General features: G+C 77.1%; 12 protein-coding genes. 11 read left to right on the plus strand and 1 reads right to left on the minus strand.

Annotation, left to right across the window (positions count from 1 at the left end):
- The coding region (locus tag FRZ03_RS35880; protein ID WP_146469359.1) for a polysaccharide pyruvyl transferase family protein at window positions 1–763 on the minus strand (763 nt) is incomplete at its 3' end.
- Window positions 764–1,069: 306 nt separating this feature from the next.
- On the opposite strand from FRZ03_RS35880, the gene FRZ03_RS35885 reads away from it, so the two are divergent.
- The 11 genes from FRZ03_RS35885 to FRZ03_RS35935 form a co-directional block, all read left to right on the plus strand.
- Window positions 1,070–2,083 carry an NAD-dependent epimerase/dehydratase family protein gene (locus tag FRZ03_RS35885; RefSeq protein WP_146469250.1) on the plus strand — a complete coding sequence of 338 codons (1,014 nt, stop codon included), beginning with the start codon at window positions 1,070–1,072 and terminating at the stop codon, window positions 2,081–2,083.
- A gap of 30 nt (window positions 2,084–2,113) precedes the next feature.
- On the plus strand, window positions 2,114–3,748 hold the full coding sequence (locus FRZ03_RS35890) for a carbamoyltransferase family protein (RefSeq protein WP_146469251.1): 1,635 nt from the start codon (window positions 2,114–2,116) through the stop codon (window positions 3,746–3,748).
- Window positions 3,745–4,737, plus strand: coding sequence for a glycosyltransferase family 2 protein (locus FRZ03_RS35895; RefSeq protein ID WP_146469252.1), 993 nt, complete (start codon window positions 3,745–3,747; stop codon window positions 4,735–4,737). The genes FRZ03_RS35890 and FRZ03_RS35895 overlap by 4 nt, the downstream gene beginning before the upstream one ends.
- Window positions 4,738–4,988: 251 nt before the next feature.
- Complete coding sequence (locus tag FRZ03_RS35900) at window positions 4,989–5,531, plus strand: D-glycero-alpha-D-manno-heptose-1,7-bisphosphate 7-phosphatase (RefSeq protein ID WP_146469253.1); 543 nt, start codon at window positions 4,989–4,991, stop codon at window positions 5,529–5,531.
- Window positions 5,528–6,538, plus strand: coding sequence for a glycosyltransferase family 9 protein (locus FRZ03_RS35905; RefSeq protein ID WP_146469254.1), 1,011 nt, complete (start codon window positions 5,528–5,530; stop codon window positions 6,536–6,538). Before FRZ03_RS35900 ends, FRZ03_RS35905 begins: the two co-directional genes overlap by 4 nt.
- Window positions 6,535–7,497 carry a glycosyltransferase gene (locus FRZ03_RS35910; protein ID WP_146469255.1) on the plus strand — a complete coding sequence of 321 codons (963 nt, stop codon included), beginning with the start codon at window positions 6,535–6,537 and terminating at the stop codon, window positions 7,495–7,497. The genes FRZ03_RS35905 and FRZ03_RS35910 overlap by 4 nt, the downstream gene beginning before the upstream one ends.
- Entirely contained in the window at window positions 7,494–8,726 is a 1,233-nt protein-coding gene (locus FRZ03_RS35915; protein ID WP_146469256.1) for a glycosyltransferase, read from the plus strand. The genes FRZ03_RS35910 and FRZ03_RS35915 overlap by 4 nt, the downstream gene beginning before the upstream one ends.
- Window positions 8,723–9,418 carry a D-sedoheptulose-7-phosphate isomerase gene (locus FRZ03_RS35920; protein ID WP_261399486.1) on the plus strand — a complete coding sequence of 232 codons (696 nt, stop codon included), beginning with the start codon at window positions 8,723–8,725 and terminating at the stop codon, window positions 9,416–9,418. The genes FRZ03_RS35915 and FRZ03_RS35920 overlap by 4 nt, the downstream gene beginning before the upstream one ends.
- Window positions 9,415–10,866 (plus strand): PfkB family carbohydrate kinase, encoded by a 1,452-nt coding sequence (locus FRZ03_RS35925; protein WP_146469257.1) that lies wholly within the window; start codon window positions 9,415–9,417, stop codon window positions 10,864–10,866. Before FRZ03_RS35920 ends, FRZ03_RS35925 begins: the two co-directional genes overlap by 4 nt.
- The gene (locus FRZ03_RS35930; protein ID WP_261399487.1) at window positions 10,863–11,870 is read left to right on the plus strand and encodes a glycosyltransferase family 9 protein; all 1,008 of its coding nucleotides are present in this window, start codon (window positions 10,863–10,865) and stop codon (window positions 11,868–11,870) included. Before FRZ03_RS35925 ends, FRZ03_RS35930 begins: the two co-directional genes overlap by 4 nt.
- A partial coding sequence (locus tag FRZ03_RS35935; RefSeq protein ID WP_146469361.1) for a glycosyltransferase family 2 protein occupies window positions 11,860–12,650 on the plus strand: 791 nt, incomplete at its 3' end. The genes FRZ03_RS35930 and FRZ03_RS35935, both read left to right, overlap by 11 nt.

The raw sequence follows: 12,650 nt of genomic DNA on the forward strand, positions 1-12,650 counted from the left end.
GGGCGTGGGCCTGTGCGGTGAGTTTGGCGCCGCCCGCCACCGGGTCCACGGCGATCACCGGGGTGCCCGTGCGCAGGGCGAGGACCAGCCCGTGCAGGCGCGTGGTGAGGACCAGGTCGAAGCGGGAGACGAGGGACAGGAACTGCTCGCCCGTCGCGCACAGCCGCCAGTCGTCCGTGGCCAGGCGCGTGTCCACCGGCACCCGGGCGCAGTCCTGGCCGGCCAGCCAGCCGGTGATCCGGGCGTTCACCTCCTCGTGCCGTCGGCGCCGGCCGTACTCGCCCTGGCCGTGGCAGAGGATCACCCCGGCCACGGGCGGCGGCGGTCCCACCGGAGCCCCGGCCGCCAGGTCCGGGCGCGCGGGCGCCGCCGTGCCGTCGCGGGGCAGGATCTCGTGGAAACCGGTGGCCGCCGGGTCGGCGGGATCGACCACCGACACCCCGGCCGCGAGTCGCCGACAACTCCCGAACCTGTCATGGAGCGCCGCCACATGGGGACCGTGCACCGGCCCGCACACGAACAGGAGCGTGTCGTACTCCTCGGGCCGCGCCGCGTCCAGGGACAGCGCCCTGGGCCGGAAGCCGGGGCTCCACGCCGTGTCATGGGGGACGCCCGCTGCGGCGAGCGCCGCCGACACATGCCGTCCGGCCAGCACGTCCCCGGCCGTCGCCTCCCCGTGCCGGAGGCTGAACCAGCCCGTGAGCAGCACCCGCCGGGGCCTGCCCAGGGTGCGCAGCAGCGCCGCCACCAGCTCGTCCCGCATGGCTCTCACCTGCACTCTCGGTGACCGGAGTCGCGCGAGTACCCGGGCCACCGGACAATAAGAGTCCAACGTGTGAAACCAACTGGCAGGGGAACTCAGCTGCCAGTGCCGTCCAGACAGCGGCGGCCGAGCAGGGCGGTCCTCCGGATCCGCGGGACCCGAGCCCTGTCCTCACCCCGCACGACGGGCCGGTGCCACCGGCCCCGGGCCACGGCCGAGCCGTACGCCACGCGGGAACGTCCCCGGCACACGGACGACATCGACGTCATCGGCGTGCGTGGACGAAGGACGACGAAGGAAAGCCCCATGACCGGTGACACACCCTTTCCCTGGCGGCGCGCCCTCGTGACCGGCGGCGCCGGCTTCCTCGGCTCCCATCTGTGCGAGCGGCTGCTGGATTCGGGCGTCGAAGTCGACTGTGCCGACAACCTGGCCTGCGGCCGCCGGGAGAACGTGGCCCACCTGGAGGCCCGGCCCGGCTTCCGGTACGTGCACTGCGACGTCTCCGAGCCCGACTGCGCCGAGCGCCTGCCGGGCCCGTACGACCTCGTGCTGCACTTCGCCTGCCCGGCCTCGCCCGCCGACTACCTGCGCATGCCCCTGGAGACCCTGGACGTGGGCAGCCTCGGCACCCGCAACGCCCTCGGCATCGCCGAACGCGACGGCGCCCGCTTCCTGCTGGCCTCCACCTCCGAGGTGTACGGCGACCCCCAGGTGCACCCCCAGCACGAGGGCTACTGGGGCAACGTCAACCCGGTCGGCCCGCGCAGCGTCTACGACGAGTCGAAACGGTTCGCCGAGGCCCTGGTCACCGCGCACGCCGGCACCCGGGGCACCAACGCCGGGATCGTCCGCCTGTTCAACACCTACGGGCCCCGGATGCGCGCCCACGACGGCCGTGCCGTGCCCACCTTCATCTGCCAGGCCCTGTCCGGGGAGCCGGTCACCGTGACCGGCGACGGCAGCCAGACCCGTTCGCTGTGCTACGTGGACGACACCGTCGACGGCGTGCTGCGGGTGGCCACGAGCAGGTCCGTGCGGCCGGTGAACATCGGCGGCAGCGACGAGATCACCGTCGCCGACCTGGCCCGCCGCGTCGTCGCCCTCACCGGCTCCCGCTCGCCCATCGCCTTCATCGACCGGCCCGTCGACGACCCCGGCCGGCGCCGGCCCGACACCACCCTCGCGCGCGAACTGCTCGGCTGGTCGCCGCAGATCCCCTGGGAGGAGGGCCTGAAGCAGACCATCGCCTACTTCGCGGCCCAGCCCCCCCGGCCGGTGCCGAGCACACCGCGGCCGGCCCCGCACCCGCAGACCTGATCGTCCCCCCGCCGCCCTTGGAGGCAGCGCATGCACGTCCTCGGAATCAACGCACTCTTCCACGACCCCGCGGCCGCCCTGCTCACCGACGGCAAGGTCGTGGCGGCCGCCGAGGAGGAACGGTTCTCGCGCCGCAAGCACGGCAAACGGCCCGTCCCCTTCTCCGCCTGGGAACTCCCCGAGCAGTCGGCCCGCTGGTGCCTGGCCGAGGCCGGCCTGACCCCCTCCGACCTGGACGCGGTCGCCTACTCCTACGACCCCTCCCTGGCCCGCCCCGCCGACCGCATGGGCCTGGACGACCCCTGGGACCACCTGCGCCAGGAATACGCCCGCCGGGCACCGGAGTTCCTCGCCGAGGCCCTGCCCGGACTCGACCCGGCCAAGGTGCGGTTCGTGCCGCACCACATCGCCCACGCGGCCTCCGCCGGGCCCGTCTCGCCGTACCCGGACTGCGCGGTCCTCGTCCTGGACGGCCGCGGCGAGTGCGGCTCCCACCTGGCCGGCCGCTACACCAACCGCGAGCTCACCGTCCTCGACACCCAGGAACTGCCGGACTCCCTCGGCCTGTTCTACGAGGACCTCACCCAGCACCTCGGGTTCCTGCGCAGCAGCGACGAGTTCAAGGTGATGGCGCTCGCCTCCTACGGCACCCCCCGCTTCGCCGGCCGGCTGCGGGAGTACGTCCACGCCGGCGACCGGGGCGGCTTCCGGGCCCGCCCCGTCCCCTGGCCCGAACTGGTCCCGCCGCGCCCGGCCGGCGGCGCCTGGAGCCAGGACCACGCCGACCTCGCCGCCAGCGCCCAGCTCTGCCTGGAGGAGACCATGCTGGCCATCGCCCGCCGGCTGCGCGAACGCACCGGCGAGGAAGCGCTCACCATGGCCGGCGGCGTCGCCCTCAACTGCGTGGCCAACACCCGGCTGTGGCGCGAGAGCGGCTTCGCGCACGTGTGGGTGCAGCCCGCCGCCGGGGACGCCGGCACCGCGCTGGGCGCCGCCGCGCACGTCGCCGGCCAGAAGGACACCCTGGAGCCGATGCCCACCGCCGCCCTCGGCCGCGGCTGGAGCGACGCCGAGCTGCGCGCGTGGCTGGAGCGGGCGGCCGTGCCGTACGAGGAGCCCGCCGACATCGCCGAGACGGCCGCCGAGGCGCTGGCCGCCGACGGGATCGTGGCCTGGTTCCAGGGCCGCGGCGAGTACGGGCCGCGCGCGCTCGGGCACCGCTCGCTGCTCGCCCACCCCGGCCGGGCGGAGAACCTGGAACGGCTCAACGCGGTCAAGGGCCGCGAGGAGTTCCGGCCGGTCGCCCCCATGGTGCTCGCCGAGCGCGCAGCCGGGATCTTCGACGGACCGCTGCCCAGCCCGCACATGCTGTTCGTGCACGACGTGGCCGCCGAGTGGCGGGACCGCATCCCCGCCGTCGTCCACGTCGACGGCACCGCCCGCATCCAGACCGTCGACCGGGACCAGGAGCCCCTGGTCGCGCGGATGATCGACGGCTTCGAGCGGCGCACCGGGCTGCCCGTCGTGGTCAACACCAGCCTGAACACCGCGGGCCGGCCCATGGTGGACGACCCCCGCGACGCCCTGGAGTGCTTCGGCTCCGCGCCCGTGGACCTGCTGGTGCTCGGCCCGTTCGCGATCCGCCGCAAGGGGGTCTTCGGATGAGCGCCCCCGCCTACACCGTCGTCGTGCCGACCGTCGGCCGCCCCTGTCTCGCCGACTGCCTGCGCGCCCTCGCCGAGGCCGAGGGACACGTCCCGCACGAGGTGATCGTCGTGGACGACCGGCCCGAGACCGACGGTGAACTGCCGCTCGACGCAGCCGGGTTGCTGCTGGACCGGGTGCGCACCCTGCGCACCGGGGGCAAGGGCCCGGCCGCCGCCCGCAACGCCGGCTGGCGCACGGTCGAGACGCCCTGGACGGTCTTCCTCGACGACGACGTCCAGGTGCTGCCCGACTGGTCCCAACTGCTCGCCCAGGACCTGGGCGAGGCCGGCGAGGGCATCGGCGGCATCCAGGGCCGGCTGCGGGTGCCGCTGCCCCCGGACCGCAGGCCCACCGACTGGGAGCGCACCACCAAGGGCCTGGAGAACGCCGCCTGGGCGACCGCCGACATGGCCTACCGCACCGAGGCGCTCGACCGCGTCGGCGGCTTCGACGAACGCTTCCCGCGCGCCTTCCGGGAGGACGCCGACCTCGCCCTGCGGGTGCGGCGGGCCGGCTGGGCGCTGGTGCGCGGCCGGCGGGTCACCCGGCACCCGGTCCGCCCGGCCCACTGGTGGGCCTCGCTGCCCGCGCAGCGCGGCAACGCCGACGACGCGCTGATGAACCGGCTGCACGGTTCCGACTGGTGGGCCCGCGCCCAGGCGCCCCGCGGCCGGCTGCGCCGCCACGCGCTGGTCACCGGCGCCGCGCTCGCCGGGGCCGGCTGCGCCCTGGCCGGCCGCCGCCGCGCCGCCGCCGTCTGCGCGGCCCTGTGGACCCTGGGCACCGCCGAGTTCGCCCTCGCCCGCATCCTCCCCGGCCCCCGCACGGCCCGCGAGATCGCCGGCCTGCTCGGCACCAGCGTCCTCATCCCCCCGCTGGCCGTCCGCCACTGGCTGCGCGGCACGGTACGGCACCGGCACGCGCAACCGCTGGGAGGTGCCGGATGACCACCGCGCTGTCCGGTCCCGACGCGCCGCGCGGCGGCGGCCCGGGCGGGGGCTTCGGCCACCGTCCGGTCCCACCGTGGCGTGCCGCTCGGCGGTGGTCCCGTCGTGGCCTTCCCGGCTCGCCGTCCGGGAGGGGCCGCGGGCGGTGGCGTCGTACCGGCGCGTGCCGCGGCCGCAAGGCGCGGGACGACCAGCGCCCCGTCCGGTCCCGACGCGCCGCGCGGCGGCGGCCCGGCGGGGGGAGGCGACGGATGAGCGCCGTCTCCGCCGTGCTGTTCGACCGTGACGGCACCCTCGTGGCCGACGTGCCCTACAACCGCGACCCGGACCGGGTGCGGACGCTGCCCGGTGCCGTCGAGGCCGTCGCGCTGGCCCGGGCCGCCGGGCTGCCCACCGGGGTGGTCAGCAACCAGTCCGGCATCGGCCGCGGGCTGCTCACCGCCGAGGACGTCACCCGGGTCAACCGGCGCGCCGACGAACTGCTGGGCGGCCTCGACGCCTGGCTGTACTGCCCGCACGCGCCGGACGCCGACTGCCCCTGCCGCAAGCCCCGGCCCGGCCTGATCCTCGCCGCCGCCGAGCGCCTCGGCGTCCCGCCCGCCGAGTGCCTGGTCGTCGGCGACATCGCCGCCGACGTGCTGGCCGCGCGGGCGGCCGGCGCCCGCGGCGTCCTCGTCCCCAACGCGGCCACCGCACCGGTCGAGGTGCGGCGCTTCGCCCGGCAGAGCGCCCCCGACGCGCTCACCGCCGTGCGCGACGCCCTCGGCGCCCGCCCGGGGAGGTGGCCGCGGTGACGGCGCTCGTGGTCCGGCTCGACAGCTTCGGCGACGTCCTGCTCGCGGGGCCCGCCGTACGCGCCGTCGGCGAGCACCACGGCCCGGTGACCATGCTGTGCGGCCCGCGCGGCGCGGACGCCGCCCGGATGCTGCCCGGCGTCGAGGACGTCCTCGTGTGGGAGGCCCCCTGGGAGGGCTTCGCCCCGCCCCCGGTGGACCCGGCGGACATCGGCGAGCTGGTCGCCCGCCTGCGCCGGGGCGCCTACGGCACCGCGCTGATCCTCACCTCCTTCCACCAGAGCCCGCTGCCCACCGCGCTGTTGCTGCGCCTCGCCGGGATCGGCCGGATCGGCGCCGACAGCGCCGACCACCCCGGCCGGCTGCTCGACGTCCGCCACCGCCGGCTGCCCGGCCGGCACGATGCCGAGGCCGCCCTCGACACGGCCGCCGCCCTGGGCTGCACCCTCCCGCCCGGCGACGACGGCCGGCTGCGCGTCCTGCCGCCCCCCGACACCGGCGGCCTGACCGGCAACGGCCCCTACGTCGTCCTGCACCCCGGCGCCAGCGCGCCCGCCCGCGCCTGGAGCCCGGACCGCTGCGCCGAGGCGGTCGCGCTGCTCGCCGACGCCGGGCACCGCGTGGTCGTCACCGGCGGCCCGCACGAAAAGGCACTCACCAAGAGGGTGAGCGGCGCCACGGCCGTGGACCTCGGCGGCCGCACCAGCCCCCGCACCCTCGCCGGAGTGCTGCGCATGGCCGACGTGGTGGTCAGCGCCAACACCGGCCCGGCCCACCTCGCCGCGGCCGTCGGCACCCCCGTCGTCTCCCTGTTCGCCCCCGTGGTCCCGGCCGAACGCTGGGCCCCCTACGGCGTCCCCGCCATCCTGCTCGGCGACCAGTCGGCGCCGTGCGCGGACACCCGGGCACTCGTCTGCCCGGTGCCCGGCCACCCCTGCCTGGACGAGGTCACCGGGCAGGACGTGGTGCGCGCGGTGCACAAGCTCATCCAGGAGCGCTCCTCATGAACATCCTCGTCTGGCACGTGCACGGATCCTGGCTCACCGCCTTCGTGCAGGGCCCGCACACCTACCTCGTCCCGGTGACCGAGGACCGGGGCCCCGACGGCCTCGGCCGCGCCGCCACCTGGGACTGGCCGTCCGCCGTCGAAGAGCACGGTCCCGCGAGCCTGAGGGACGCCGACATCGACCTGATGGTCCTGCAACGCCCGCACGAAGTCGCCCTGGCCGAACGCTGGACCGGCCGCCGCCCCGGCCGCGACGTGCCCGCCGTCTACGTCGAGCACAACAGCCCCGACGCCTCCCCGGAGCGCCAACTCCATCCGCTGGCCGGGCAGTCGGCGATCCCCGTGGTGCACGTCACCCACTTCAACCGGCTGATGTGGGACAGCGGACGGGCCCCCACCGAGGTCGTCGAGCACGGCATCGTGGACCCCGGCCGGCTGTGGACCGGCACCGAGCGGCGCGCCGCCGTCGTCGTCAACGAGCCCGTGCGCAGGGGCCGCACCACCGGCACCGACCTGCTGCCCCGGTTCGCCCGCTGCGCGCCCCTGGACGTCTTCGGGATGCGCACCGAAGGGCTCGCCGGCCACCTCGGCCTGCCGCCCGAGCGCTGCCGCACCCGCGACCTGCCCCAGCACCGGCTGCACCGCGAGATGGCCAGGTGCCGCGTCTATCTGCACCCCGTGCGCTGGACCTCGCTCGGCCTGTCCCTGCTGGAGGCCATGTTCCTCGGGATGCCGGTGGTCGCCCTGGACACCACCGAGGTCCGGGAAGCCGTACCCGAGGGCGCCGGGGTGGTCTCCAACCGCCTCGACGTCCTGGAGGACGCCGTGCGGGCGTTCCTCGCCGACCCCGAGGACGCGCGCCTGACCGGCGACGCCGCCCGGGCCGCGGCCCAGGCCCGCTACGGAGAGCGGCGCTTCCTGGACGACTGGGAGCGCCTGATCAAGGAGGTCACCCGATGAGCCGTACTCCCCACACGGCCGGGCGCGTCGCCATGGTCTCCGAGCACGCCAGCCCGCTGGCCGCGCTCGGCGGACCGGACGCGGGCGGCCAGAACGTCTACGTGGCCCAGGTCGCCCGGCAACTCGCCAGAAACGGCTACCGGGTCACGGTCTACACCCGGCGGGACTCGACGGGCCTGCCGGACCGGGTGACCCTCATCGACGGCGTCCAGGTGGTGCATGTGCCCGCCGGACCGCCGGAACCCGTACCCAAGGACGAACTCCTGCCGCACATGGTGGAGTTCGGCGAGTTCCTGGCCGGTCAGTGGGCGGCGAGCCCACCCGACGTGGTGCACGCCCACTTCTGGATGTCGGGCCTGGCCGCCCTGTCCGGCGCCCGCGGCCTCGGCGTCCCCGTGGTGCAGACCTACCACGCCCTCGGCACCGTCAAGCGGCGCTACCAGGGCGCCGCCGACACCAGCCCGCCGCAGCGCCTGGCCATCGAGGAGGCCATCGGCCACGAGTGCGCCCGGATCATCGCCACGTGCAGCGACGAGGTGGCCGAACTGAAGGCCATGGGGCTGCCCGAGGACCGGTTCAGCGTGGTGCCCTGCGGGGTGGACCCCGACCAGTTCGCGCCGCTGCCGCGCTCCCGCCCGCCGGGCGCCCGCAGGCGGCTGCTGGCCGTCGGCCGGCTCGTGCCCCGCAAGGGCTTCGACCGCGCCATCCGCGCCCTGGCCGGCGTCCCCGACACCGAACTCCTCATCGCCGGCGGCCCCGAGGCCGAACTCCTCGGCGCCGACCCCGAGGCCCGGCGCCTGAGGGCCCTGGCCGGCGAGTACGGCGTCGCCGACCGCGTCACCCTGCTCGGCGGCGTCAGCCGGACCCGGATGCCCCGGCTGATGGCCGGCGCCGACCTCGTGCTGTCCCTGCCCCGCTACGAGCCCTTCGGCATCGTCCCGCTGGAGGCCATGGCCTGCGCCACCCCCGTCGTCGCCACCGCGGTCGGCGGCCAGCTCGACACCGTCGTGGACGGCGCCACGGGCGTCCTCGTCCCGGCCGACGACGACCACGACCTCGGCCCGGTCGTCCGCGCCCTGCTCGCCGACCCCGCCCGGCTGGACCGGTACGGCGCCGCCGGCCGCCGCCGCGTGCTGACCCACTACACCTGGGACCGGGTGGCCGACGGCGTCGTCGGGGCGTACGGCGCCGTGTCCGCCCTCCCCTCGCTCTCCGGAGTCGTCCGATGAAGACCGTCACCGACACCGCGCACTGCGACGACCTGATGAAGGCCCTGGAGACGTTCCGCGACTGCGGTCCCCTCATCGGGCGCTGGGGCACCGAACTGGCCCGCCGGCTGGGCACCGGCTCCCGGCTGCTGGTCGCGGGCAACGGCGGCAGCGCGGCCCAGGCCCAGCACCTGACCGCCGAACTGGTCGGCCGCTACCGCGACGACCGGCCGCCGTTCTCCGCCGTCGCCCTGCACGCCGACACCTCCTCCACCACCGCCATCGCCAACGACTACGGCGTGCAGGAGGTGTTCGCCCGGCAGACCGCCGCCCACGGCCGCCCCGGCGACGTGCTGATGCTGCTGTCCACCAGCGGCGCCAGCGCCAACCTGCTGTCCGCCGCCGACCGCGCCCACCGCCTGGGCATGACCGTGTGGGCGCTGACCGGGCGGGCCCCCAACCCGCTCCAGCTCGGCGCCGACGAGGCCCTGTGCGTGGACGCGCCGGTCTCCGCCACCGTGCAGGAACTCCATCTGGTCGCCGTGCACATGCTGTGCGAGGCGTTCGACCGGGCCGTCGAGCGCGGCGAGGCCGACCGGGGGACCGGCGCCCGCGTCGACGGCGACGCCCGCGGCCGTCCCCGGGCCCGGGCCCGCACCCTCGGCCGGCCCGTGGACGGCACGCCGGCGACCCGCGGAGAGGAACAGGCATGACGCACCCCGGTACGACCACCCCGGGCACCCCGCTGGTCGTCGTCGGCGACGCCCTCCTCGACCACGACCTGTGCGGGCACGCCGAGCGGCTGGCCCCCGACGCGCCCGTGCCCGTCGTGCACGGCGCCCGGCGCAGTTCCCGCCCCGGCGGCACCGCCCTCGCCGCCTGCCTGGCCGCCGCCGACGGCCGCCCGGTCACCCTCGTCACCGCCCTCGGCACCGACCCCGCCAGCGACATCCTGCGCCAACTGCTGTCCGGACGCGTGGAGTTGGTGGAGATCCCGTTGCAGGGCAGCCTCAGCAGCAAGACCCGGGTCCTGGCCGGGGACCGCCCGCTGCTGCGCCTGGACGACGGCGAGGGCCGCGCCCGCGCGGCGACCCGCCAGGCGGTCGCCGCGATCACCGCGGCCCGGGGCGTCCTGGTCGCCGACTACGGCCGGGGCACCGCCGACGTCCTGCGCGACGCGCTGTCCCGCACCACCGCGTCCGTGGTCTGGGACCCCCACGTCCGCGGCCGGCCCCCGGTGCCCGGCGCCCGCCTGGTCACGCCCTCCGCGCAGGAGGCGCGCGTCTTCGCCCGCCGACTGGACGACGGCGAGGCGGAGCCGGGGGACGACGCCGGACTGCGCACCGCCGCCCGCGACGCCCGCGCCCTGGTCCGCGCCTGGCGGGTGCAGGCGGTCGCCGTCACCCTCGGCGAGCGCGGCGCGCTGCTCTCGCACGGCGAGACCCCGCTGCTCGTGCCGACCCCGGCCGCCGCGACCGGCGACCCCTGCGGCGCGGGCGACCGGTTCGCCGCGACCGCCGCCGGACTGCTCGCCGACGGCGCCTTCACCGAGGCCGCCGTCCAGGCCGCCGTGCACGCGGCCACCCGGTACGTCGCCGAGGGCGGTGCCCGCGCGATGGTGACGACGGCCGAGGACGCGCGCACACAGCGGCCCGAACAGCCGCTGCCCGACGGGGACACCACCGCGGACGCCGTGCGCACCGCCGCCCGGGTGCGCACCGCGGGCCGTACCGTCGTCGCCGCGGGCGGCTGCTTCGACCTGCTGCACGCCGGCCACGTCGCCCTGCTCCAGGCCGCCCGCCGGGCCGGCGACTGCCTGATCGTCTGCGTCAACTCCGACGACTCGGTGCGCCGCCGCAAGGGCGACGGCCGCCCCCTCGTGCCGGTCGCCGACCGCGTCCGGGTGCTGCGCGCCCTGGAATGCGTGGACGCGGTCGCCGTCTTCGACGAGGACACCCCCGAACGCCTCCTCGCCGAACTGCGCCCGCACATCTGGGCCAAGGGCGGCGACTACGCCCGCACCCTCCTGCCCGAACAGCCCCTCGTGGAGAGCTGGGGCGGCCAGGTCCTCCTCCTGCCCTACCTGGACGGCCGCTCGACCACCGGCCTGGCCCGCAGGGCGGCCTCCTCGCCGGTGCGCTCGGGAGGGCGGCGGCGGTGACGGCGACGGCCGACGTGACCCCCGCCCCCGAGCCCCCGTGCGTCCTGGTCCTGCGCGCACTGGGCCTCGGTGACCTGCTGGCCGGCGTACCCGCGCTGCGCGGCATCCGGCGGGGCTTCCCGGGACACCGGATCGTGCTCGCACAGCCCGCGGGGCTGGCCGGGCTCGCCCTGGAGACCGGCGCGCCGCACGCCGTGTTCCCGGCCGAGGCACCCGGCCGGGCGGTGCCGTCGCTCGCGCACTGGCCGGGACCACCGCCCGACGTGGCCATCGACCTGCACGGCAACGGTCCCGAGAGCCGCGACGCCCTCGCCGCCCTGCGCCCGCGCCGGCTGCTCGCCCACGCCTGCCCGGACGGCCCTGCCTGGCGGGCCCAGGCACACGAACGGGACCGCTGGTGCGGCTTCCTGGACGCCTACGGCATCCCGGCCGACCCGCTCGACCTGCGCCTGCCCGCGCCCGGCACGCCCTCCCCGGCCCCGGGCGCGGTCCTGGTCCACCCCGGCGCCGCCTCCGGCTCCCGCCGCTGGCCGGCCGAACGGTTCGCCGCCGTCGTACGGTGCCTGCGCGCGGCCGGGTATCGGGTCGTGCTCACCGGCGGCCCGGGGGAGGAGGCCCTGGTACGGTCCGTCGCCGAGCGCGGCGGCGTGCGCGAGGCGGACCTGCCGGCCGGCGGCCTGCCCCTTGCCGAACTGTCCGCGCTGGTGGCCGGGGCGGCCCTGGTGCTCAGTGGCGACACCGGCCTCGCCCACCTCGCGTACGCCCACGGCACCCCCACCGTCACCCTCTTCGGCCCGGTCGCCCCGCGCCTGTGGGGTCCGCCGCCGAGCCCCGGCCACCTGGCCCTGTGGAAGCCCGGCCCGCCCGGCGACCCGCACGGCCGCACCCCCGACGCCCGGCTGCTGCGCATCGGTTCCGGCGAGGTCGCCGCGGCCTGTCTGACGCTGCTGCGCCAGGACCGGCCCCGGCCGGCCCCGCGTCCGGAGGTGGTCCATGTCGACTGAGCCCGCGCCGGGCCGGGCCGGCCACCCCGCGACGGCCGCGGCCGACGGCCGGGTCACCGTCGCCGTCATCACCCGCGACCGCGCCGCGAGCCTGCTGCGCACCCTGGACGCCCTGGCCGCGCTGCCCGAACGGCCGCCGGTCATCGTGGTCGACAACTCCCGTGACGACAGCACCCGCAGGGCGGTGACCGGCCACCCGGCCCCCGTCCGGCTGCTGCGCCCCGCGGCCAACACCGGTGCGCTCGGCCGCAATCTGGCCGTACGGCACGCCCGCACCCCCTACGTGGCGTTCAGCGACGACGACTCCTGGTGGGAGCCCGGCAGTCTCGCCCGCGCCGCCGACCTCCTTGACCGCCACCCCCGGCTCGGCCTGCTCGCCGCCCGCACCCTCGTCGGCGACGAGGCCGCCGAGGACCCCCTCAACGCCGTGCTCGCCGCCTCGCCCCTGCCGCCCGAGCCCGATCTGCCCGGCCGCCCCGTCCTCGGCTTCCTCGGCTGCGCCAGCGTGGTGCGCCGGGAGGCCTTCCTGGCCGCGGGCGGCTTCCACCCGCTGCTGTTCTTCGGCGGCGAGGAGACCCTGCTCGCCTACGACCTGGCCGCCCGGGACTGGGGGGTGGCCTACGAACCGACACTGCGCGCCCGCCACCACCCCGAGGACCACGGCCGCACCGGGCGTTCCTTCCTCGTCCGGCGCAACCACGTCCTCACCACCTGTCTGCGCCGCCCCTGGCCCGTCGCCCTGCGGGCGGGCGCCGCGCTCGCCCGCGCCGCGGCGGCCGA

This window comes from Streptomyces misionensis, from assembly GCF_007896895.1.
Lineage (GTDB): Bacteria > Actinomycetota > Actinomycetes > Streptomycetales > Streptomycetaceae > Streptomyces > Streptomyces misionensis_A.